This is a genomic window from Pseudomonas carassii, assembly GCF_036324045.1.
Classification (GTDB): Bacteria; Pseudomonadota; Gammaproteobacteria; order Pseudomonadales; family Pseudomonadaceae; genus Aquipseudomonas; species Aquipseudomonas peradeniyensis.
In genome coordinates, this window is record NZ_JAZDCT010000014.1 from 111,261 (window position 1) to 133,771 (window position 22,511).

Genomic DNA, 22,511 nt, shown 5'->3' on the forward strand with positions numbered 1-22,511 from the left:
CGATAACGAGACCTTGCGCCAATGAACCCAGCACTGACCCAGCTCCAGCCCTACCCGTTCGAGAAACTGCGTGCCCTGCTGGGGAGCGTGAAGCCGGCGGCGGACAAACGCCCGATCGCCCTGTCGATCGGCGAGCCGAAGCACGAATCGCCGGCCTTTGTCGCCAAGGCCATGGCCGACAACCTCGACAAGCTGGCGGTCTACCCCAGCACCCTGGGCCTTCCGGCCCTGCGCCAGGCCATCGGCCAGTGGTGCGAGCGGCGCTTCGGCGTGCCGGCCGGCTGGCTGGACGCCGACCACCATATCCTGCCGGTCAACGGCACCCGCGAGGCGCTGTTCGCCTTCACCCAGGCCGTGGTCGATCGCACGGCGAACGGCCTGGTGGTCAGCCCCAACCCGTTCTATCAGATCTACGAAGGCGCAGCCTTGCTGGCCGGCGCCACCCCGCACTACCTGCCCTGCCTGGAAAACAACGGTTTCAACCCCGACTTCGACGCCGTGCCGACCGACGTCTGGAAACGTTGCCAGATCCTGTTCCTGTGCTCCCCGGGCAACCCCACCGGCGCCCTGGTGCCAATGGACACCCTGAAGAAGCTGATCGCCCTGGCCGACGAGCACGACTTCGTGATCGCCGCCGACGAGTGCTACAGCGAGCTGTACTTCGACGAGGACGCGCCGCCACCGGGCCTGCTCAGCGCCTGCGCGGAACTGGGCCGAAATGACTTCAAGCGCTGCGTGGTGTTCCACAGCCTGTCCAAGCGCTCCAACTTGCCGGGCTTGCGCTCGGGCTTCGTCGCCGGCGACGCCGAAATCATCAAGCCGTTCCTGCTGTACCGCACCTACCATGGTTGCGCCATGCCGGTGCAGACCCAGCTGGCCAGCATCGCCGCCTGGCAGGATGAGGCCCATGTGCGCGAGAACCGCGACCAGTACCGCGCCAAGTACGACGCCGTGCTCGACATCCTGCAACCGGTGCTCGACGTGCAACGCCCGGACGGCAGCTTCTACCTGTGGGCCAAGGTGCCGGGCAGCGATGCCGACTTCACCCGCGACCTGTTCGAGGCCGAGCATGTGACCGTGGTGCCAGGTTCGTACCTCTCCCGCGAAGTAGACGGGGTCAACCCGGGCGCCGGGCGCGTGCGCATGGCCCTGGTAGCGCCGCTGGCCGAGTGCATCGAGGCGGCCGAGCGGATTCGCGCGTTCCTGGGCCGCTGATGGCAGGCGCCCCTCCTCACGGGGGGCGCAATCTCTATCGAGGCAAGCATTAAGTACCGTCAGCACGGAATTCAGACAGCCGATAGTTGGCACCTCTCAACCCCGAAGGTGCACAACGATGTCCGATGTTCTCATGGCAAACGCAACCTACCGCCTGCGCCAGAAGCTGCTGTTGCCGCAATCGGCGAAGTCGCGCAGGAAACGCTCGGTGGCGGATCATTCCGTGTTCTGGCGCCCAGGCCAGACACTCAGAATCTCGTTCGTCGGCACGCCATGCCCGTGGCTCAAGAAATCGATTTTCGACACCGCGTGCCAATGGCTGAAATACGCCAACCTGAAGTTCGAACTCCTCGACAACAATGTCGACGAAGCAGAGATCCGCATCCAGACCGATGTGCAGGAAGGCGTGAATTTCAGTTTCCTGGGCAACCAGGCCTTGGACGTGGACGGTGCCACCATGGCATTGGGGGTCAAGCTGTCGGACCCGCTGTTCGAGCCGTTCGTACTGCATGAGTTCGGGCACGCATTGGGCATGGAGCACGAGCACCAGCACCCACGGGCCAACATTCCCTGGGACCTGGGCGCGGTGCGCCAGTTACTGGCAGCGGTCCTGGCCGACGAGGCCAGCAGCCCGGATGAGCTCGCCGACCTGATCGAAGAGGATCTCGCCATTCAATTCCTGCCACTGCCCGATAACGGCGACCTGCTCATCCTGCCCTATGACAGGCAATCGATCATGCATTACCGCATCAGGCAGAAACTCACGCGCCACGCGTTCAAGCGCAGCCATAACCTGAAGATCAGCAAGAAGGACAAGCGCTTCATGCGCCTGGTCTATCCGGCTTCGTGCAAGTAACTAGCGGACCTGCCCGAGGTTGGCCTCGCTCAGGTCCAGCTCGCCCAGCACCTGACGCACCACTTCGTCCCCGACCAGGTGCTGGCGATGCAGCTCGTACAACTCCAGCCGCTGCGCACGCAGGGCACGCAGGCGCAGACGACGCTCCAGCAGATCCATCTGTTCGGCCAGCGCCCTGGCCTCGGCGCTGTCGTTGTAACTGTCCAGTTCATCGCGGTACTCGGCCATCAGCCGCGCCTTGAGTTCGGTGGCCAGGGTCGCCTGGGCGGCATCCTGCGGCGCGTTGGCATCGATCACCTCTTCGGCCTCGAGCGCATGGATCGCGGCCTCGGCGGTGCGCCGCCAGGCCTCCTGCACTTCCTGATGCAAGCGCTCGTCCGGGCTCTTGGTCACGCCGCGCAGCAGGATCGGCAAAGCGATGCAGGCGCTGACCAGCGATAGCAGGATCACCCCGGCGGCGATAAAGATGAGCAGGTCACGCTCGGGGAACGCCTTGCCCGCGCCGATCAGCAACGGCACCGACATCACGCCCGCCAGGGTCACCGCCCCGCGCACCCCGCCCAGGGTCAGCAACCAGCAGGAGCGCGCGGTCGGCATCAGCACCAGCGCAGGCTTGCCGCGCCAGCGTCTAACCACGCCGATAGCCCGCCAGATGCTCTGCACCCAGATGAACCGCAAGAGCACCAGCGCGGCGAAGATCGCCACCACGTCCAGGCAGCGCCAGGCAAGCGTTGGCCACGCGGCGGCCTCGTCGCTCACCACCGCCTTGATGATGTCCGGCAACTGCAGGCCCAGCAGCAGGAAGATCAGGCCATTGAAGGCGAACTCCAGCAGCGACCAGACACTGCGGTTGAGCAGGCGGGTGCTGGTCTGCCGGGGCAGCAGGTCCAGCCAGCTCTGCATCATCCCGGCGGCCACCGCCGAGAGAATGCCGGACACGCCAAGCCGTTCGGCCAGCACGTAGGCGGCAAAGGGCAGCAGCAGCATGAACACCACGTGAGTGGCCGGGTCGTCCCAGCCGCGGGTGATCATCCACATGCGCAGGCGTCCGACCAGCCAGCTCAGCGCCACCCCCACCGCCAGGCCACCAAGGGCGACCAGGACGAAGGTCAGACTGGCCTCGGTCAACGAGAACACCCCGGTGATCGCCGCCACCAGGGCAAACTTGAAGGTCACCAGGCCCGAGGCGTCGTTCATCAGCGCCTCGCCCTGGAGCATGTGCATCAGCGGTGTCGGCAGGCGGTCCTGGGTGATGGCCGAAACAGCCACGGCGTCGGTGGGCGACAACACCGCCGCCAGGGCGAAGGCGACCGGTAGCGGGATGCTCGGTAACAGCCAGTGGATGAAGTAGCCGGCGCCGACCACGGTGAACAGCACCAGCCCCACCGCCAGCGCAACCACCGGCCCGCGGATGCGCCACAGTTCGCGCTTGGGCATGCGCCAGCCGTCGGCGAACAGCAGCGGCGGCAGGAACAGGAACAGGAACAGCTCCGGGTCCAGCGCCACGTGCAGGCCCAGGGTCGGCCAGGCCAGCAAGGCGCCGGCGCCGATCTGCACCAGCGGCAGGGGCAGCGGCAGCACCCGCCCGACCAGTTTCGACACGCTCACCAGCATCAGCAGGATTAGAACGGTATAGGCTGACTGCATCGGCAAGCTTCCTGTTTGATCGGAGAAACCACAGCGAGGCGAAACATCGCCATTGAAACAATATGTTAGCGGGGATGCGCTATCGTGGACCGCTGCACGATAGTCGCAGCCTGGCCGGGAATATGTAACACAATGCTACGCGAGAAGCGGTGAAACACATCGGCGCGGCCTTCCAGCCCGCAGCCGTGGCGCCAGCCCCATCGATGCCGCATAATCGGCCCACCCAATCTTCAAGGAGCATCGGGGACGCCCGGCCCGACCAGGCTGCCCCAGGCATTCAATGGCTTACACTCTCTACGGCATCAAAGCCTGCGACACCATGAAAAAGGCCCGCACCTGGCTTGAAGACAAGGCCATCGGCTTCGACTTCCACGACTACAAGACCCAGGGCATCGACCGCGACAGCCTGAACCGCTGGTGCGACGAGCACGGCTGGGAAGTCGTGCTGAACCGCGCCGGGACCACCTTCCGCAAGCTCGACGACGCCAGCAAGGCCGACCTCGACCAGGCCAAGGCCGTCGAACTGATGCTCGCCCAGCCGTCGATGATCAAGCGTCCGGTGCTCGACCTCGGCGAGCGCACGCTGGTCGGCTTCAAGCCCGACCTGTACGCCGCGGCGCTGGCCTGATCCCGTATTACGCTCCATCCCCTTTTCGTACGAGGTAATCGCATGTCTCAATCGCTGTTCAGCCTGGCCTTCGGTGTCGGCACCCAGAATCGCCAGGGCGCCTGGCTGGAAGTCTTCTACGCACAACCCGTGCTCAAGCCGTCCGCCGAACTGGTCGCGGCCATCGCGCCGGTGCTGGGCTATGAAGGGGGCAACCAGGCCATCGCCTTCACCACCGCCCAGGCCGCCCAGCTGGCCGACGCGCTCAAGGGCGTCGATGCCGCCCAGGCCGCACTGCTGACCCGCCTGGCCGAGAGCCACAAGCCGCTGGTCGCCACCCTGCTGGCCGAAGACGGCGCGCTGACCTCCACCCCCGAGGCCTACCTCAAGCTGCACCTGCTGTCGCACCGCCTGGTCAAGCCGCACGGTGTGTCGCTGGCCGGCATCTTCCCGCTGCTGCCGAACGTCGCCTGGACCAACCAGGGCGCGGTCGACCTGGCCGAGCTGGCCGAGCTGCAACTGGAAGCACGCCTGAAAGGCGAACTGCTGGAAGTGTTCTCGGTGGACAAGTTCCCGAAGATGACCGACTACGTCGTGCCGGCCGGCGTGCGCATCGCCGACACCGCCCGTGTGCGCCTGGGCGCCTACATCGGCGAAGGCACCACCATCATGCACGAAGGTTTCGTCAACTTTAACGCCGGCACCGAAGGCCCGGGCATGATCGAAGGCCGCGTCTCCGCTGGCGTGTTCGTCGGCAAGGGTTCGGACCTGGGCGGCGGCTGCTCGACCATGGGCACCCTGTCCGGTGGCGGCAACATCGTCATCAAGGTCGGCGAAGGCTGCCTGATCGGCGCCAACGCCGGCATCGGCATTCCGCTGGGCGACCGCAACACCGTCGAGGCCGGCCTGTACATCACCGCTGGCACCAAGGTGAACCTGCTGGACGAGAACAACCAGCTGGTCAAGGTGGTCAAGGCCCGCGACCTGGCCGGCCAGACCGACCTGCTATTCCGCCGCAATTCGCTCAATGGCGCGGTGGAGTGCAAGACCCACAAGTCGGCCATCGAGCTGAACGAGGCACTGCACGCGCACAACTGAGAACCTGCCCGGGTTTGAAGTGATAAGATCGGGTCTGCTCCCAGGCTTTGCTTGTGGGCAGACCCAATTTTTATTCCAGGCCCCGCTAACATGTTCCAGCCCTCCCCCTGGCGTGCCGACTTCCCCGCCATCGGCGCCCTGCAACGGCAGCACCAGACCTACCTGGACAGCGCCGCTACCACCCAGAAGCCCCAGGCCCTGCTGGATGCCCTGAGCCATTACTATGGCCATGGCGCCGCCAATGTGCACCGCGCCCAGCACCTGCCCGGCGCCCTGGCCACCCAGGCCTTCGAGGGCTCCCGCGACAAGGTCGCCGCCTGGCTCAATGCCGCCGACTCGCGGCAGATCGTCTTCACCCACGGCGCCACCTCGGCCCTGAACCTGCTGGCCTATGGCCTGGAACACCGCTTCGAGGCGGGTGACGAAATCGCTGTCAGCGCCCTGGAGCACCACGCCAACCTGCTGCCCTGGCAACAACTGGCGCACCGACGCCAATTGCGCCTGGTGATCCTGCCGGTGAACGACCTGGGGCATGTCGACCTGGAACAGGCCCTGCAATTGATCGGCCCGCGCACCCGCTTGCTGGCGATCAGCCAGCTGTCCAATGTGCTGGGGACCTGGCAGCCGCTGGCGCCGTTGCTGGCCCATGCCCGAGCCCAAGGCGCGCTGAGCGTGGTCGATGGCGCCCAGGGCGTGGTCCACGGTCGCCACGATGTGCAGCAACTGGACTGCGACTTCTATGTGTTTTCCAGCCACAAGCTCTATGGCCCGGATGGCGTGGGCGTGCTGTACGGCCGCCAGCAGGCGCTGGCACAGTTGCGCCACTGGCAGTACGGCGGCGAGATGGTGCAGTTGGCGGACTACCAGGACGCCAGCTTCCGCCCGGCACCGTTGGGCTTCGAGGCCGGCACGCCGCCAATCGCGGGTGTCATCGGACTGGGTGCCACCCTCGACTACCTGGCCAGCCTCGACGTCAATGCGGTGGCCGCCCATGAGGCCACCTTGCACCAGCATCTGGTGCGCGGCCTGGCTGATCGCGAGGGGGTTCGCCTGCTCGGCTCGCCTCAGGCGGCGCTGGCCAGTTTCGTCATCGATGGCGTGCACAACGCCGATATCGCCCACCTGCTGACCGAACAGGGCATCGCCGTGCGCGCGGGACATCATTGCGCCATGCCGCTGCTCAGGCACCTGGGCCTGGACGGCGCGATCCGCGTGTCACTGGGGCTCTACTCCGACAGCGACGACCTGCAACGCTTCTTCGACGCGCTCGACCAGGGCCTGGAGCTGCTGCGATGAGCCTGTCGGCCGAGGCCAGCCAGGCGCTGGAGAGCTTCGAGCAGGCGCGCGGGTGGGAGCAACGGGCGCGGTTGCTGATGCAATGGGGTGATCGGCTGGAACCACTGGACGACAACGACAAGACCGAAGCCAACCGGGTGCATGGCTGCGAGAGCCTGGTGTGGCTGGTGGCCCAACAGGAAAATGGTCAGTGGCATTTCAAAGCCGCCAGCGATGCACGGCTGCTGCGCGGCTTGCTGGCACTGCTGCTGGTGCGGGTGCAGGGTTTGGCCAGCGATCGATTGGCAGCGCTCGACCTGAGCACCTGGTTTACCCAGTTGGGGCTGGAGCGGCAGTTGTCGCCGTCACGCAGCAATGGGCTGCATGCGGTGTTGCTGAAGATGGCCGAGTTGGCGACCGCTCACTGACCCCAAGGCAGCCCCCACACTTGTAGAAGCGGCCTTTTGCCGCGAAAGGGGCGCGAAGCGGCCCCAGGATTCGTGCGGTCATCGGGATCGCCGGGGCTGCTTCGCAGCCCTTTCGCGGCACAAGGCCGCTCCTACAGGGTCTTGATCCGCTCAGAAGGCCGCCGCGCGCCGGCCACCAGTTTCTCCACGGCCTTGCTCGCCGCGACCATGCCGAAGGTCGCGGTCACCATCATCACCGCGCCGAATCCACCGGCGCAGTCCAGGCGCACGCCCTCACCGACAAAGCTCTTCTGCAGGCACACGCTGCCATCCCCCTTGGGGTAGCGCAGCTGTTCGCTGGAGAACACGCACGCCACGCCATAGTTGCGGCTGGTGTTGCGCGAGAAGTTGTAGTCGCGGCGCAGGGTCGAGCGCACCCGTGAAGCCAGTGGATCGTTGAAGGTCTTGTTGAGGTCGCCGATCTGGATCTGGGTCGGGTCGATCTGCCCGCCGGCGCCACCGGTGGTGACGATGGCGATCTTGCGGCGGCGGCACCAGGCGATCAGCGCCGCCTTGGCCATCACGCTGTCGATGCAGTCGATCACGCAGTCCATCTGCTCGGTGATGTACTCGGCCATGGTTTCGCGGGTGACGAAATCGGCTACCGCATGCACCGTGCAGGCCGGGTTGATCGCCCGTAGGCGCTCGGCCATCACCTCGACCTTGGCCCGGCCGACCTGGCCTTCGAGGGCGTGGGCCTGGCGGTTGGTATTGCTCACGCAGACATCGTCCAGGTCGAACAGGCTGATTTCGCCCACGCCGCTGCGGGCCAGGGCCTCGGCCGCCCACGAACCGACCCCGCCGATACCGACGATGGCCACATGGGCCTGACTCAGGCGCTGCAGGCCGTCGTCGCCGTAGAGCCGGGCGACGCCGGCGAAGCGTGGATCTTCTGTGCTCATGCTGATACCCCGAAAAAACCGGCGCGCATTATAGGCCAAGCCATGGGTTCGCGGGCATAGCGCACGGCCCGATCACGCCACCTGGGCGTGCCAGAGCGGCCACGGGTTGGAAAAAGTCCTACCATGCCTGCTTTAATGTCCTATCAAGCAACTATATCTGGACGACAGCCAGGCGGACTGAGAACTACATCCTCTGTCGACAATCCAACGGATTACCTTCCCCGGAATCCGTAGGACCCACGCCCCAGCGGCGACGCCTCGCTCCCCTCTTCGGAACCTCTAACACCTATGTCATCACGCAAATTCGGTCTCAACCTGGTGGTGGTCCTGGCCATCGCCGCGCTGTTCACCGGGTTCTGGGCCTTGATCAACCGCCCGGTATCCGCCCCCGCCTGGCCGGAACAGATTTCCGGTTTCTCCTACTCGCCCTTCCGTCTCGGCCAGAGCCCACAGAAAGGCCAGTACCCCAGCGAGGACGAGATCCGCCAGGACCTCGAGCAACTGAACAAGCTGACCGACAACATCCGTATCTACACCGTCGAGGGTACCCAGGCCGAGGTCCCGCGCCTGGCCGAGGAGCTTGGCCTGCGCGTCACCCTGGGGATCTGGATCAGCAACGACCAGGAACGCAACGAGCGGGAGATCGAAAAGGCCATCGGCCTGGCCAACACCTCGCGCAGCGTGGTGCGGGTGGTGGTCGGCAACGAGGCGCTGTTCCGCGAGGAAGTCACCGCCGAGCAACTGATCGGCTACCTGGACCGGGTCCGTGCCGCGGTCAAGGTGCCGGTGACCACCAGTGAGCAGTGGCACATCTGGAAGGAGTACCCGGAGCTGGCGAAACACGTCGACCTGGTCGCCGCGCACATCCTGCCCTACTGGGAATTCGTGCCCATGAAGGACTCGGTGCAGTTCGTCCTCGACCGTGCCCGCGAGCTGCGCAAACAGTTCCCGCGCAAGCCGCTGCTGCTCTCGGAGGTCGGCTGGCCAAGCAATGGCCGCATGCGCGGCGGCGCCGACGCCACCCAGGCCGACCAGGCCATCTACCTGCGTACCCTGGTCAACACCCTCAACCGCCGCGGCTACAACTACTTCGTCATCGAGGCCTATGACCAGCCGTGGAAGGCCAGCGACGAAGGCTCGGTAGGTGCCTACTGGGGCGTGTACAACGCCGAGCGCCAGCAGAAATTCAACTTCGAGGGCCCGATCGTGGCGATCCCGCAGTGGCGCGCCCTGGCCGTGGCCTCGGTGGTGCTGGCGATGATCGCCCTGGCCATCCTGCTGATCGACGGCTCGGCCCTACGCCAGCGCGGGCGCACCTTCCTCACCTTCATCACCTTCCTGTGCGGGTCGGTGCTGGTATGGATCGCCTACGACTACAGCCAGCAGTACAGCACCTGGTTCAGCCTCACCGTGGGCGTGCTGCTGGCGTTGGGCGCACTCGGGGTGTTCATCGTGCTGCTGACCGAGGCCCATGAACTGGCCGAGGCGGTGTGGATTCACAAGCGGCGGCGGGAGTTCCTGCCCGTGCAGGGCGACAGCGCCTATCGGCCGAAGGTCTCGGTACATGTGCCGTGCTACAACGAACCGCCGGAGATGGTGAAGCAGACCCTGGACGCCCTCGCCGCGCTGGATTATCCGGACTACGAAGTGCTGGTGATCGACAACAACACCAAGGATCCGGCCGTGTGGGAGCCGCTCAAGGCCCACTGCGAGAAGCTCGGCGAGCGCTTCAGGTTCTTCCACGTCGCACCGCTGGCCGGCTTCAAGGGCGGCGCGCTGAACTACCTGATCCCGCACACGGCCAAAGACGCCGAGGTGATCGCGGTGATCGACTCCGACTACTGTGTCGATCGCAACTGGCTCAAGCACATGGTGCCGCACTTCGCCGACCCGAAGATCGCCGTGGTGCAGTCGCCCCAGGACTACCGCGACCAGCACGAGAGCGCCTTCAAGAAGCTGTGCTACAGCGAATACAAGGGCTTCTTCCATATCGGCATGGTCACCCGCAACGACCGTGACGCGATCATCCAGCACGGCACCATGACCATGACCAGGCGCAGCGTGCTCGAGGAGCTGGGCTGGGCCGAGTGGTGCATCTGCGAGGACGCCGAGCTGGGCCTGCGCGTGTTCGAGAAGGGCCTGTCGGCGGCCTACGCCCACAACAGCTACGGCAAGGGCCTGATGCCCGACACCTTCATCGACTTCAAGAAGCAGCGCTTCCGCTGGGCCTATGGCGCCATCCAGATCATCAAGCACCATGCCGGCGCCCTGCTGCGCGGCAAGGGCAGCGAGCTGACCCGTGGCCAGCGTTATCACTTCCTGGCCGGCTGGCTGCCATGGATCGCCGACGGCATGAACATCTTCTTCACCGTCGGCGCGCTGCTGTGGTCGGCGGCGATGATCATCGTGCCGCACCGGGTCGACCCGCCGCTGATGATGTTCGCCATTCCACCGCTGGCGCTGTTCTTCTTCAAGGTCGGCAAGATCGTCTTCCTTTACCGCCGCGCGGTGGGGGTCAACCTCAAGGACGCCTTCGCCGCCGCGCTGGCGGGGCTGGCGCTGTCGCACACCATCGCCAAGGCGGTGCTGTACGGTTTCTTCACCAGCAGCATGCCGTTCTTCCGCACGCCGAAGAACGCCGACAGCCATGGGCTGCTGGTGGCGATTTCCGAGGCCCGCGAAGAGCTGTTCATCATGTTGCTGCTGTGGGGCGCGGCGCTGGGGATCTATCTGGTACAGGGGCTGCCGAGTTCGGACATGCGTTTCTGGGTGGCGATGCTGCTGGTGCAGTCGTTGCCGTACCTGGCGGCGCTGGTGATGGCGTTGCTGTCGTCGTTGCCCAAGCCCTCCGAGAAGGTTGCAGAGCCACAACAGGCTTGAGATCGCCGGGGGCGCGTTGCGCCCCTTTCGCGGCACAAGGCCGCTCCTACACAGGCAGCGCAGTCTCTGTAGGAGCGGCCTTGTGCCGCGAAAGGGCCGCAACGCGGCCCCATTCCACCATGGTTTGATATAAGATAACGCCCCTCAGTTTCCCCGCCTTGCCTTGCCCCGGAGTCCCTCAATGACGGCCCCAGCCGAGCTCTCGCCTACCCTTCAACTGGCCTGCGACCTGATCCGTCGCCCCTCGGTCACCCCGGTCGATGCCGACTGCCAGACCCAGATGATGAACCGCCTGGGCGCCGTCGGCTTCCAGCTCGAGCCGATGCGCATCGAGGACGTCGACAACTTCTGGGCCACCCATGGCACCCAGGATGGCCCGGTGCTGTGCTTCGCCGGCCACACCGATGTGGTCCCCACCGGCCCGGTGCAGCAATGGCAGCATGAACCGTTCGAGGCGCTGATCGATGCCGACGGCATGCTCTGCGGCCGTGGCGCCGCCGACATGAAGGGCAGCCTGGCCTCCATGGTGGTGGCCAGCGAGCGCTTCGTGCACGACTACCCAAACCACCGCGGCAAGGTCGCCTTCCTGATCACCAGCGACGAGGAAGGCCCGGCCCACCATGGCACCAAGGCCGTGGTCGAGCGCCTCAAGGCACGCAACGAACGCCTGGACTGGTGCATCGTCGGCGAACCGTCCAGCACCACCCTGCTCGGTGACGTGGTCAAGAACGGACGTCGCGGCTCGCTTGGCGCCAAGCTGACCGTGCGCGGCAAGCAAGGTCACGTGGCCTACCCGCACCTGGCGCGCAACCCGATCCACCTGGCCGCGCCGGCCCTGGCGGAACTGGCCGCTGAGCACTGGGACGAAGGCAACGCGTTCTTCCCGCCGACCAGCTTCCAGTTCTCCAACCTCAACTCCGGCACCGGCACCACCAACGTGGTCCCGGGCGAGCTGACCGCGCTGTTCAACTTCCGTTTCTCTACCGAATCGACGGTCGAGGGCCTGCAGCAGCGCGTCGCGGCGATCCTCGACAAGCATCAGCTGGAATGGAGCATCGACTGGGCGCTGTCGGGCCTGCCGTTCCTCACCGAGCCGGGCGACCTGCTCGATGCGGTGTCGTCGAGCATCAAGGCGGTCACCGGTCGCGAGACCCGTCCATCGACCAGCGGCGGCACCTCCGACGGCCGCTTCATCGCCACCATGGGCACCCAGGTGGTCGAGCTCGGTCCGGTCAACGCCACCATCCACCAGGTGGACGAACGCATCCTGGCCAGCGACCTCGACCTGCTGACCGAGATCTACTACCAGACCCTGGTGCGGTTGCTCGCCTGATGCTCGCCTGCCCTCTCTGCCAGGCGCCCCTGGCGCGACTCGACAACGGCGTGGCCTGCCCCGCCGGCCACCGTTTCGACCGCGCCCGTCAGGGCTACCTGAACCTGCTGCCGGTGCAGCACAAGAACAGCCGCGATCCGGGCGACAACCAGGCCATGGTCGAAGCCCGCCGCGATTTCCTCGACGCCGGCCACTACGCCCCGGTGGCCCGGCGCCTGGCGCAACTGGCCGCCGAGCGCCAACCACAAGCCTGGCTGGACATCGGCTGCGGCGAAGGCTACTACACCGCGCAGATCGCCCAGGCCCTGCCGGCGGCCGACGGATACGCCCTGGATATCTCCCGCGAGGCGGTCAAACGCGCCTGTCGCCGCGCCCCCGAGGTGACCTGGATGGTCGCCAGCATGGCCCGCGTGCCCATGGCCGATGCCAGCTGCGGCTTCATCGCCAGCGTGTTCAGCCCGCTCGACTGGCAGGAGGCCAAGCGCCTGCTGGCGCCCGGTGGCGGCCTGATGCGGGTCGGCCCGACCAGCGGCCACCTGATGGAGCTGCGCGAGGTACTCTACGATGAAGTGCGCCCGTACGCCGACGACAAGCACCTGGCCCTGGTCCCCGAAGGCATGGCCCACGCCCACGGCGAGATCCTCGAGTTCCGCCTGAGCCTTACCGACGCCAAGGCCCGCGCCGACCTGCTGGCCATGACCCCGCACGGCTGGCGCGCCAGCGCCGAGAAGCGCGCGCGGGTGATCGACCAGCCCGAACCCTTCGAGGTCACCGTTTCCATGCGTTATGACTATTTCGTGCGCCAAGACTGAGCACACTGGAGCCCCCCATGCGTCAACCCGATATCGAGATCTACCTCAAGGACGACGACGTCGATCACAAGCAGATCGCCGACTGGCTCACCCAGGCCCTGGGCCCGTGCAGCGAATGGAAGCAGAAAGGCCAGACCTTCAAGTGCACGGCCGGTAACATTCCGGTCACCTGGTTACCGAAGGCTGTGGGGAAATGGAACAGCCTGTACCTGGAAAGCGACCAGACCCCGTGGGCCGACGACATCGCCTGCGCCCGTGCGGCATTCGCCGCGCTCAACGTCGAAGTGCGTTGCGCGCCTGGCAGCTGGACAGAGGAAGACGGGGAAGAAGATGCCGATCGCTGGATCCGCATCAGCGCCGACGGTGAACAGGAAATCACCTGGCGCACTAACTGAAGTGCGTTCGCATCAGGCTGCAAGTTCCACGGTCAACTTGCAGCTTGAGCGTACAGCCGCGAGGCTCAGAGCCCTACCACGTCCTCGGCCTGCAGGCCTTTCTGGCCTTGCACGAGGGCGTACTCGACCTGCTGCCCTTCGACCAGGGTGCGATGCCCCTCACCGCGGATAGCCCGATAGTGGACGAACACGTCCGCACCACCTTCGCGCTGAATGAAGCCATAACCCTTGGCATCGTTGAACCACTTCACATTCCCAGTCTCACGAGACGACATCTGAACTACTCCGGATTTTTATTTTGAAGATCGCCTTGCTGGCGCGGGTTCACCGTCCGCGCCGACGCAGCTTGCACGAATATCCTGCAAGCGGCAGGCCGAGTATATGACAGGGAACAAAAAAAATTCATGACAGGGTCATTTTTGGCCGAATTTTGCTGAACTTACGCAGATACGGCAGACTAACGGGCTGTAAAACACGAAAACTTTCACCCAGGGCCCCACCCCATGACCCGTTCTCCCCTGCGCCGCCTCATCTTCGGCGCCCTGCGTCGCGTTCTCTACCTGTGGGTGCGCTCCGAAACCATCAACCAGTCCTCGCTGACGCTCAAGCTCGACCGCAGCCGACCGGTGTTCTACGCCCTCTCCTCGCCATCGCTCACCGACCTGGCCGTGATCGACCACGAGTGCACCAAGGCGGGGCTGCCACGCCCGGTGCTGCCGGTGGCCGTTGGCCCGCTGCAGGAGCCCGCGGCGTTCTTCTACCTCACCCCCGAACCGGACTGGCTCGGCCGCCAGGACAAACGCGGCGCGCCACCGACGCTCGAGCGCCTGGTCGCGGCAATCAGCCAGCACGCCGAGGAAGACGCGCAGATCATTCCGGTCAGCGTGTTCTGGGGCCAGACCCCCGCCAGCGAATCGAGCCCGTGGAAGCTGCTGTTCGCCGACAGCTGGGCCGTCACCGGCCGCCTGCGTCGCCTGCTTAGCGTGCTGATCCTGGGGCGCAAGACCCGGGTGCAGTTCTCCGCGCCGATCCACCTGCGCGAACTGGTGCAGCACAACAAAGGCCATGAGCGCACCGTGCGCATGGCCCAGCGCATGATGCGCGTGCATTTCCGCAACCTGAAGACCGCGGTGATCGGACCCGACATCTCGCACCGACGCAACCTGGTCAAGGGCCTGGTGCATGACCCGCTGGTGCGCCAGGCCATCAGCGACGAGGCCGATCGCGAGAAGATCCCCTACGCCAAGGCCGAGGCCAAGGCGCTGCACTACGGCAACGAGATCGCCTCGGACTACACCTACACCGCCATTCGCTTCCTCGAAGTGGTGCTCAGCTGGTTCTGGAACAAGATCTACGACGGCATCAAGGTCAACCACATCGAGCAGGTGCAGGGCATCGCCCCCGGCCACGAGGTGATCTACGTGCCCTGCCACCGCAGCCACATTGACTACCTGCTGCTGTCCTACCTGCTGTTCCGCAATGGTCTGACGCCACCGCACATCGCCGCCGGCATCAACCTCAACATGCCGGTGATCGGCGGCCTGCTGCGCCGCGGCGGCGCCTTCTTCATGCGCCGCACATTCAAGGGCAATCCGCTGTACACCGCGGTGTTCAACGAGTACCTGCACACCCTGTTCACCAAGGGTTTCCCGGTGGAGTACTTCGTCGAGGGCGGCCGTTCGCGCACCGGGCGCATGCTGCAGCCGCGCACCGGCATGCTGGCGATCACCCTGCGCAGTTTCCTGCGCTCCTCGCGCACGCCGATCGTCTTCGTCCCGGTGTACATCGGCTATGAGCGGGTGCTCGAAGGCCGCACCTACCTGGGCGAACTACGCGGCGCCAGCAAGAAGAAAGAATCGATCTTCGACATCTTCAAGGTCATCGGCGCGCTCAAGCAGCGCTTCGGCCAGGTCTACGTCAACTTTGGCGAACCGATCCGCCTCAATAGCTTCCTCGACGAACAACAGCCCGGCTGGCGCGATCAGCCGCTCGGCCCGCAGTTCCGCCCGGCCTGGCTCAACGACACCACCACCCGCCTGGGCGAGACGGTCGCCCGTCACCTGAACGAAGCCGCGGCGATCAACCCGGTCAACCTGGTGGCCCTGGCCCTGCTGTCGACCAGCCGCCTGGCCCTGGACGAGCGCGCCCTGACCCGCGTGCTCGACCTGTACCTGGCCCTGCTGCGCCAGGTGCCCTACTCGCCTCACACCACGCTGCCCGATGGCGACGGCAAGGCGCTGATCGACCACGTGCTGGGCATGGACCTGCTGGCCGAGCAGAAGGATGCGCTGGGCCGCATCCTCTACCTGGACGAAGCCAACGCGGTGCTGATGACCTACTACCGCAACAACGTGCTGCACATCTTCGCCCTGCCGGGGCTGCTGGCGAGTTTCTTCCTCAGCAGCTCGCGCATGAGCCGCGATCTGCTGGGCCAGTACGTACGGGCACTGTATCCGTACCTGCAGGCCGAGCTGTTCCTGCGCTGGACGCCCGAGCAACTGGACGAGGTCATCGACCAGTGGCTGACAGCGCTGGTCGAGCAGGGGCTGCTGCGCAGGGAGCAGGACATCTACATGCGACCAGCACCCAGCTCGCGGCAGTTCGTCCTGCTGACGCTGCTGGCGCGCACCATCACCCAGACCCTGCAGCGCTTCTACATGGCCACTTCGTTGCTGCTCAACAGCGGCCAGCACACGCTGAGCGCCGAGGAGCTGGAGGAGCTGTGCGTGATGATGGCCCAGCGCCTGTCGATCCTGCATGGCCTGAATGCCCCGGAGTTCTTCGACAAGACCCTGTTCCGCCACTTCATCCAGACCCTAGTGCGCGAAGGCGTGCTGCAACCGGACGACGATGGCAAGCTGGGTTACCACGACAAGCTTGCCGAGCTGGCCGAAGGCGTGGCCAAGCGGGTACTGTCGGCGGAGCTGCGCCTGTCGATCCGCCATGTAGCCTTGCACCGCGATGAAACACCGGAACCTGTGGCGGTTGAGTGAACTGGCCCGATCCCGGTCTACCCGATACGCTGAACCTGCTCCATTCTGCCCATAAGGAAATCCCCATGATTCACTCCTCCTTGCGCTTCACCACCCTGTGCGCCGGCCTGCTGCTGTCGGCCAGCGCCCTGGCCCTGTCGCTGGGCGACCTGTCCCAGAGCGACGCCTCCGGCGGCCTGAAGGACGCCCTCACTCAAGGCGCGCAGATCGCCGTCAAGCAACTGAGCACCCCCGGCGGTTTCAGCAACAACCCCGACGTGCGCATCGAACTGCCGGGCAACCTCGGCAAGGCCGCCAAGGCCATGAAGATGTTCGGCAAGGGTGAACAGGTCGAAGCCCTGGAAACCAGCATGAACAAGGCCGCCGAGGCCGCGGTGCCGCAAGCCCAGGCGATCCTGGTGGATGCGGTGAAGAAGATGACCGTGACCGATGCCAAGGGCATCCTCAGCGGCGGCCAGGACTCGGCCACCCAATACCTGAACAAGAGCAGCCGCGAGCAGATCCGCGCCAAGTTCCTGCCGATCGTCAAGCAGGCCACCGACAAGGTCGGCCTGGCCCAGCAGTACAACAACTTCGCCGGGCAGGCCGCAGGCCTGGGCGTGGTCGACGCCAAGAGCGCCAACATCGAGAGCTACGTGACCGAGAAAGCCCTGGACGGGCTGTTCGAGATGATCGCCAAGCAGGAAGAGAGCATTCGCCAGAACCCGGCCGGTGCGGCGACCAGCCTGGCCAAGAAGGTGTTCGGCGCTCTTTGAGGACCATGGGGCTGCTTTGCAGCCCTTTCCGGCCGGTCCGACGCCTCGGCAAGGCCGCTCCTACAGTGGATTGCGTATCCCTGTAGGAGCGGCCTTGTGCCGCGAACGGAGGGCACAGCCCTCCCCTGCGGTTTTCAGTCCTTCCTGACCCTGAACCACGCCGCATACAGCGCCGGCAGGAACAGCAGGGTCAACACCGTGGCGACGATCAACCCGCCCATGATCGCCACCGCCATCGGCCCGTAGAACACGCTCCTCGACAGCGGAATCATCGCCAGCACCGCCGCCAGCGCGGTCAGCACGATCGGCCGGAAACGCCGCACCGTGGCCTCGATGATCGCCTGCCAACGCTCCATGCCCGCAGCGATATCCTGTTCGATCTGGTCTACCAGGATCACCGAGTTGCGCATGATCATCCCCGCCAGGGCGATGGTCCCGAGCATGGCGACGAAGCCGAACGGCTGGCGGAACACCAGCAGGAACAGGGTCACGCCGATCAGCCCCAGAGGCGCGGTGAGGAACACCATGAACATCCGCGAGAAACTGCGCAGCTGGATCATCAGCAGGCTCAGCACCACCACGATGAACAAGGGCATGCCGGCGTTCACCGAACGCTGGCCACGCTCGGAGTCCTCCACCGTGCCGCCCACTTCCAGCAGGTAGCCGTCGGGCAGCTCGCTCTTGATCTGGGCCAGGGTCGGCTGGATCTGCTTGACCAGGGTCGCCGGCTGCTCCTTGTCGTAGATGTCGGCGCGCACGGTGACGGTGGGCAGGCGGTTGCGATGCCAGATGATGCCTTCCTCGAAGCCATACTCCAGGGTCGCCACCTGCGACAGGGCCACGCTCTGGCCGTTGTCGGTGGGCACCGCCAGGCTGCCGAGGTTACCCAGTTCACGCCGCTCCTCCGGGGTGCCGCGCAGAAGGATCTCGATCAGTTCGTTGTCCTCGCGGTACTGGCTGACGCTGCTGCCGGTCAGCGAGCTCTGCAAGAAGCTCGACAAGTGCGCAGTGCTCACCCCCAGCGCCCGCGCGCGGTCCTGGTCGATATCCAGGTAGACCGCCTTGCTCGGCTCCTCCCAGTCCAGGTGCACGTTGACCACATGGGGGTTTTCGCGCACCTTGGCCGCCACCTCGCGGGCCAGGGCGCGGACCTTCTCGATGTGCTCGCCGGTGACGCGGAACTGCACCGGATAGCCCACGGGCGGGCCGTTTTCCAGGCGCGTGACCCGCGAGCGCAGGTCGGGGAACTGCTGATCGAGGGTGCCGATCAGCCAGCTGCGCAGACGCTCACGGTCCTCCAGCGACTTGGCCAGCACCACGAACTGGGCAAAGCTCGCCGCCGGCAGTTGCTGGTCCAGCGGCAAGTAGAAGCGCGGCGAGCCGGTGCCAACGTAGGCGACATAGTTGGCGATACCGTCCTGCTGCTTGAGCAGCGCCTCCAGCTGCTTGACCCGTTCGGCGGTGTTGTTCAACGAGGCGCCTTCGGCCAGCTTCAGGTCGACCATCAGCTCCGGACGGCCGGAGGCCGGGAAGAACTGCTGCGGCACGAAACGGAACAGCAGGATGCTGCCGACGAACGCGGCGATGGTCAGGACGATCACCGTCTTGCGCCGCCGTACGCACCACTCCACCACCCGCCTGACACGCTGGTAGAACGGCGTGGCATATGGGTCGGGGGCATGCCCGTCGGCGCCATGGCGGGCTGCGTGAAGCTTGGCCAGGTCCGGCAGCAGGCGCTCGCCCAGGTAGGGCACGAACACTACTGCGGCGACCCAGGAGGTCAGCAGGGCGATGGTCACTACCTGGAAGATCGAGCGGGTGTACTCCCCCGTGCTCGAGGCCGCCGTGGCGATCGGCAGGAAACCGGCGGCAGTGATCAGGGTGCCGGTGAGCATCGGGAACGCGGTACTGGTCCAGGCGTAGCTCGCCGCCTTGAGCCGGTCGTAGCCCTGCTCCATCTTGATCGCCATCATCTCCACCGCGATGATCGCGTCGTCCACCAGCAGGCCCAGGGCCAGTACCAGCGCCCCCAGCGAGATCTTGTGCAGGCCGATGCCGAAGTAGTGCATGGCGGCAAAGGTCATGGCCAGTACCAGCGGAATCGCCAGCGCCACCACCAGGCCGGTACGCAGGCCCAGGGAGAAGAAACTCACCAGCAGGACGATCGCCAGGGCCTCGATCAGCACCTGCACGAACTCGCCGACCCCGGCCTTCACCGCCGCCGGCTGGTCGGACACCTTGCGCAGTTCCATGCCCGCCGGCAGGCTCTGCGCAAGGCGGGCGAACTCGGCCTCCAGGGCCTTGCCGAGCACCAGGATGTCACCGCCGTCCTTCATCGACACCGCCAGGCCGATGGCATCCTCGCCCATGAAGCGCATGCGCGGCGCGGGTGGGTCGTTGAAGCCGCGCTGCACGTCGGCGACGTCGCCGATACGGAAGGTGCGGTCACCCACGCGGATGGGGAACTGGCGAATCTGCTCGACGCTGTCGAAGCGCCCGCTGACCCGCAGTTGCAGGCGCTCGCTGGAGGTTTCGAAGAAGCCTGCGGTGCTCACCGCGTTCTGCTCGCTGAGCGCCTGCTGCACGGCGGCGAGCGGTACGCCCAAGGTAGCCAGCTTGACGTTGGAAAGCTCGATCCAGACCTTCTCGTCCTGCAGGCCGATCAGCTCGACCTTACCCACGTCCTTGACCCGCTGCAGCTGGATCTGGATACGGTCGGCGTAGTCCTTGAGCACCGCATAGTCGAAGCCGGCGCCGGTCAGGGCATAGATGTTGCCAAAGGTGGTGCCGAACTCGTCGTTGAAGAACGGCCCCTGCGCCTCGGGCGGCAGGGTATGCTTGATATCCGCGACTTTCTTGCGGATCTGGTACCACAGCTCGGGGATGTCCGCGGAATGCATCGAGTCGCGGGCCATGAAGGTGACCTGGGACTCACCAGGCCGCGAGAACGAGACGATCCGCTCGTACTCGCCGGTCTCCATCAGCTTCTTTTCGATGCGCTCGGTGACCTGGCGCGACACCTCCTCGGCGGTCGCCCCAGGCCACAGGGTACGGATGACCATGGCCTTGAAGGTAAAGGGTGGATCCTCGCTCTGCCCCAGCTTGGTGTAGGACATGGCGCCAATCGCCGCCAGCAGGATCATCAGGAACAACACGATCTGGCGATTGCGCAGCGCCCAGGCGGAAAGGTTGAAACCCATCGGGACTTACTCCTTGGCCGCCAGGTTCACTTCACGGTTGCTACGGTCCACAGGCCGCACCTGTTGCCCTTCGCGCAGTACATGACCACCCGCGGCGACCACCCAGTCGCCGGCCTGCAGCCCCTCGAGCACCGGCACGCTGTCGGCGCCATAGGCGCCCAGGCGCACCTGAGCACGCTCCAGGCGGTTGTCCTTGCCCACCTTCCAGACATAGGCCTGGCCAGCCTCGGCGGTCACCGCCGAGAGCGGCACCGCCAGCGGCGAGCGTTCGGCATGGTCGATGAACACCCGGGCGCTCTGGCCGAGCTCGGCCGGCGTGTCGTTGGAGGTGAAGGCGATGCGTGCGGCAAAGGTCCGCGAACGCGGGTCCGCCGCCGGGGAAAGCTCGCGAATGCGACCCTCGAAGCGTCGGTTCGGGTGCGACCACAGCTCCACGCTCACTACCTGGCCGACGGCGAAGCGGGCGAACTGCTGCTCGGGCAGGCCGATGGCCACTTCGCGCTCACCGTCGGCGGCAAGGGTGAACACGGTCTGCCCGGCGGCCACCACCTGGCCCACCTCGACCTGGCGCTTGGCGATCACCCCGGCCTGGGGCGCGCGCAGCACCGCGTACTCGGCCTGGTTGCCGGCCACTTCGAACTCGGCCTTGGCCTGCTTCAGCCGCGCCTGGCCGGCGCGGTAGAGGTTCTCGGCGTTGTCGAACTGGGAGCGGCTGACCATCTGCCGGTCCAGCAGTTTCTGGTAGCGGTCGCGCTCGGCGCGCACCAGCGCCAGGTTGGCCTCGGCCGCCGCCAGCTGGGCGCGGTTGGCCTCCAGTTGCAGGCGCACGTCCTGGGGATCGAGTTCGGCCAGCGGCTGCTCGGCCTTGACCCGCTGCCCCTCTTCCACCAGGCGCTTGCTGACCTTGCCGCCGATGCGGAACGCCAGTTCAGGCTCGAAGCGCGCGCGCACCTCGCCCGGATAACTGTCGGCCGAGGCCTGCGCCGGTTGCGGCTGGACCACTAGCGCTGGGCGCGGTGCGGCGGGTGGCGCGGCCTCCTGGCCGCAGGCGGAAAGCAGGAGCACGGCGGCTGCCGGCAGGGCGAGGGACAACGCACGACGCAACATGATGAATGACCTTTGGCAGAGGGCGCATCGAATATTTATACTGACGAGTATATTAAGTCAGCGAACCGGGTCGGGGAAGCGGGCGTGTCAGAGAAAATCCATATTAGCCTTGCGACGTATGCTGCAGCCGACGCCTTCACGACCCGGTAAGATGTGTCCCTTTCACACTGAATGCGGTCCCTCATGTCCAACGACGCACCCATCGGCCCAGGCCGGCCCAAGGACCTGGCCAAGCGCGAGGCCATCCTCGAAGCCGCCAAGCACCTGTTCCTCAGCCTTGGCTATGCCAACACCAGCATGGATGCGGTCGCTGCGGCGGCAGGTGTTTCAAAGCTCACCGTCTACAGCCATTTCACCGACAAGCAGACGCTGTTTGGCGCGGCGGTCATGTCCACCTGCCAGAACCAGTTGCCTGACTTGATGTTCGAGTATCCGGAAGGGGTGGCGGTGGAGGATGTGCTGCTGAACATTGCCCGGGGGTTCCAGGCGCTGATCAGCAGTGACGAGGCGGTCAAGCTGAGTCGCCTGATCTTTGCCCTCGGTAGCCAGGATCCGGGGTTTGGGCAGTATTTCTACGAGGCGGGGCCGAAGCGGGTGATGGCCGGGATGGCGGCGCTGCTGCATTGTGTCGACCAGCGGGGGTTGCTGCGGATCGACAACCCGTTGCGGGCGGCGGAGCATTTCTTCTGCCTGGTCAAGGGGGCGCCGGATTATCGGTTGTTGCTGGGGTGTGCGCAGGCGCTGAGTGGGGATGAGGCTGAGGCGCATGTGCGGGAGGCTGTTGGGGTTTTTGTTCGGGCTTTCAGGGGTTAGTTTAGGTTCGGGGTGATTGTTTTGATTTTTTTATGCGCATTCATTGGCGATGGTGACGCATAGTCACCTTTCCGCCCTTACGGCGGGTCCCTTTTTGAAGGATCAAAAAGGGACCAAAAAATCCTCGCTCCATCATCCGGCCCCTTCGCTTCGCTT

At 65.7% G+C, this 22,511-nt stretch carries 18 protein-coding genes; 13 read left to right on the plus strand and 5 right to left on the minus strand.

The features are described 5' to 3' along the window. Positions 1 to 21 precede the first annotated feature (21 nt). Complete coding sequence (dapC, locus tag V0R62_RS12860) at positions 22 to 1,215, plus strand: succinyldiaminopimelate transaminase (protein WP_330103960.1); 1,194 nt, start codon at positions 22 to 24, stop codon at positions 1,213 to 1,215. A gap of 118 nt (positions 1,216 to 1,333) precedes the next feature. After that, a complete protein-coding gene (locus V0R62_RS12865) occupies positions 1,334 to 2,071 on the plus strand; it encodes a zinc metalloprotease (protein ID WP_330103961.1) in 738 nt (245 codons plus the stop codon). On the opposite strand, the gene V0R62_RS12870 is transcribed toward V0R62_RS12865, so the two are convergent. Further along, positions 2,072 to 3,718, minus strand: coding sequence for a Na+/H+ antiporter (locus tag V0R62_RS12870; RefSeq protein WP_330103962.1), 1,647 nt, complete (start codon positions 3,716 to 3,718; stop codon positions 2,072 to 2,074). A 280-nt stretch (positions 3,719 to 3,998) separates the two neighbouring features. On the opposite strand from V0R62_RS12870, the gene V0R62_RS12875 reads away from it, so the two are divergent. The 4 genes from V0R62_RS12875 (at position 3,999) to V0R62_RS12890 (ending at position 7,126) form a co-directional block, all read left to right on the plus strand. Further along, positions 3,999 to 4,346, plus strand: coding sequence for an ArsC family reductase (locus V0R62_RS12875; RefSeq protein WP_050704405.1), 348 nt, complete (start codon positions 3,999 to 4,001; stop codon positions 4,344 to 4,346). Between the two features lie 42 nt (positions 4,347 to 4,388). Further along, positions 4,389 to 5,423: a 2,3,4,5-tetrahydropyridine-2,6-dicarboxylate N-succinyltransferase gene (gene dapD, locus V0R62_RS12880; protein ID WP_050704404.1), complete on the plus strand. Its 1,035-nt coding sequence runs from the start codon at positions 4,389 to 4,391 to the stop codon at positions 5,421 to 5,423. A 90-nt stretch (positions 5,424 to 5,513) separates the two neighbouring features. Next, the gene (locus V0R62_RS12885; protein WP_330103963.1) at positions 5,514 to 6,719 is read left to right on the plus strand and encodes a cysteine desulfurase; all 1,206 of its coding nucleotides are present in this window, start codon (positions 5,514 to 5,516) and stop codon (positions 6,717 to 6,719) included. Then, positions 6,716 to 7,126 (plus strand): SufE family protein, encoded by a 411-nt coding sequence (locus V0R62_RS12890; RefSeq protein ID WP_330103964.1) that lies wholly within the window; start codon positions 6,716 to 6,718, stop codon positions 7,124 to 7,126. The genes V0R62_RS12885 and V0R62_RS12890 overlap by 4 nt, the downstream gene beginning before the upstream one ends. Positions 7,127 to 7,257: 131 nt before the next feature. Here the strand turns inward: V0R62_RS12890 and tcdA are convergent, their stop codons facing one another. Then, positions 7,258 to 8,067: a tRNA cyclic N6-threonylcarbamoyladenosine(37) synthase TcdA gene (tcdA, locus tag V0R62_RS12895; protein ID WP_330103965.1), complete on the minus strand. Its 810-nt coding sequence runs from the start codon at positions 8,065 to 8,067 to the stop codon at positions 7,258 to 7,260. A 288-nt stretch (positions 8,068 to 8,355) separates the two neighbouring features. Between tcdA and V0R62_RS12900 the strand changes: the two genes are divergently transcribed. From V0R62_RS12900 to V0R62_RS12915, 4 genes are all read left to right on the plus strand, one after another. Then, entirely contained in the window at positions 8,356 to 10,947 is a 2,592-nt protein-coding gene (locus tag V0R62_RS12900) for a glycosyltransferase (RefSeq protein WP_330103966.1), read from the plus strand. Positions 10,948 to 11,128: 181 nt separating this feature from the next. Then, positions 11,129 to 12,280, plus strand: coding sequence for a succinyl-diaminopimelate desuccinylase (gene dapE / locus V0R62_RS12905; RefSeq protein WP_330103967.1), 1,152 nt, complete (start codon positions 11,129 to 11,131; stop codon positions 12,278 to 12,280). Beyond that, positions 12,280 to 13,092: a putative RNA methyltransferase gene (locus V0R62_RS12910; RefSeq protein WP_330103968.1), complete on the plus strand. Its 813-nt coding sequence runs from the start codon at positions 12,280 to 12,282 to the stop codon at positions 13,090 to 13,092. The genes dapE and V0R62_RS12910 overlap by 1 nt, the downstream gene beginning before the upstream one ends. A gap of 17 nt (positions 13,093 to 13,109) precedes the next feature. Next, on the plus strand, positions 13,110 to 13,487 hold the full coding sequence (locus V0R62_RS12915) for a hypothetical protein (protein WP_330103969.1): 378 nt from the start codon (positions 13,110 to 13,112) through the stop codon (positions 13,485 to 13,487). Positions 13,488 to 13,552: 65 nt separating this feature from the next. Here V0R62_RS12915 and V0R62_RS12920 read toward each other — a convergent pair whose 3' ends face one another. Then, positions 13,553 to 13,762, minus strand: coding sequence for a cold-shock protein (locus V0R62_RS12920; RefSeq protein WP_011535295.1), 210 nt, complete (start codon positions 13,760 to 13,762; stop codon positions 13,553 to 13,555). A 228-nt stretch (positions 13,763 to 13,990) separates the two neighbouring features. Here V0R62_RS12920 and plsB point away from each other — a divergent pair, with 228 nt between their 5' ends. After that, positions 13,991 to 16,480: a glycerol-3-phosphate 1-O-acyltransferase PlsB gene (plsB, locus tag V0R62_RS12925; RefSeq protein WP_330103970.1), complete on the plus strand. Its 2,490-nt coding sequence runs from the start codon at positions 13,991 to 13,993 to the stop codon at positions 16,478 to 16,480. A 65-nt stretch (positions 16,481 to 16,545) separates the two neighbouring features. Next, a complete protein-coding gene (locus V0R62_RS12930) occupies positions 16,546 to 17,235 on the plus strand; it encodes a DUF4197 domain-containing protein (protein ID WP_330103971.1) in 690 nt (229 codons plus the stop codon). Between the two features lie 134 nt (positions 17,236 to 17,369). Here the strand turns inward: V0R62_RS12930 and V0R62_RS12935 are convergent, their stop codons facing one another. Next, a complete protein-coding gene (locus V0R62_RS12935) occupies positions 17,370 to 20,435 on the minus strand; it encodes an efflux RND transporter permease subunit (RefSeq protein WP_330103972.1) in 3,066 nt (1,021 codons plus the stop codon). 6 nt (positions 20,436 to 20,441) lie between these two features. Continuing rightward, a complete protein-coding gene (locus V0R62_RS12940; RefSeq protein ID WP_330103973.1) occupies positions 20,442 to 21,542 on the minus strand; it encodes an efflux RND transporter periplasmic adaptor subunit in 1,101 nt (366 codons plus the stop codon). A 171-nt stretch (positions 21,543 to 21,713) separates the two neighbouring features. Between V0R62_RS12940 and V0R62_RS12945 the strand changes: the two genes are divergently transcribed. Continuing rightward, the gene (locus V0R62_RS12945; RefSeq protein ID WP_084942489.1) at positions 21,714 to 22,355 is read left to right on the plus strand and encodes a TetR/AcrR family transcriptional regulator; all 642 of its coding nucleotides are present in this window, start codon (positions 21,714 to 21,716) and stop codon (positions 22,353 to 22,355) included. Positions 22,356 to 22,511: the final 156 nt, after the last annotated feature.